A 662-nucleotide genomic window follows, 5' to 3' on the forward strand; every position below is an offset into this window, starting at 1 on the left:
TTTGATGCGCCGAGCACGGCAACAAATACTTGAGCAGTCCGTGTTTCCTGCGTTGTGGGGCACGTGATGGTCAGTGTGGGGCCACAATAATCCACAAACAGCTTTTCACCACCTTTATGATGCTGACGCATCGACAACCGTTGTTTCCCCACCCATTCCCGATAGGCGCGGCAGAAGTGGCTATAGCTGTAATAAGGCTCACCGACTTTCTCACGCATTTCATCGAATACTAACTGCAACGTCAAATATTTGTGCTGCTTTAAATCCTTATTAATGGTGAGCCAGTCAGGTGTTGGGTATCTTTTTTGACGGGGTGAGAAGTCCCTGATTTTTGTATTAAGAAACGTACCGTGTTGTTTATCTTCAGGTAACGGCCATTGGTTTAACCCTAACTCATTGGCTTTTTTAACGTAATTAGCGACGGTCCCAGGGGAGATATTTAAGCTTCTAGCAATCTCTCGATGGGATAATTTTGCTGAATATTTCAGCCGTAAAATAGCATGTAGTTTACTCATAGATATAGGTCTTGTTGACATGATTGTTATCCTCATCAAATGATTTAGATAACGGTTTAACATACCTACAAAAATGATAAAACGTGAACTCGGTTACGAGTGGCATTAAGCTTTGATCGGCAAAATCATTAAGAACACAAAAGTGAT

Annotated in this window: 1 protein-coding gene; it reads right to left on the bottom strand. The window is 42.0% G+C overall.

Annotation, left to right across the window (positions count from 1 at the left end; all coding sequences use genetic code 11):
• A partial coding sequence (locus H5186_RS22660; protein WP_259400411.1) for a sigma factor-like helix-turn-helix DNA-binding protein occupies positions 1-515 on the bottom strand: 515 nt, incomplete at its 3' end.
• Positions 516-662: the final 147 nt, after the last annotated feature.

The sequence above is a fragment of the Pseudoalteromonas sp. SG41-2 genome, assembly GCF_014164535.1.
GTDB lineage: Bacteria > Pseudomonadota > Gammaproteobacteria > Enterobacterales > Alteromonadaceae > Pseudoalteromonas > Pseudoalteromonas rhizosphaerae.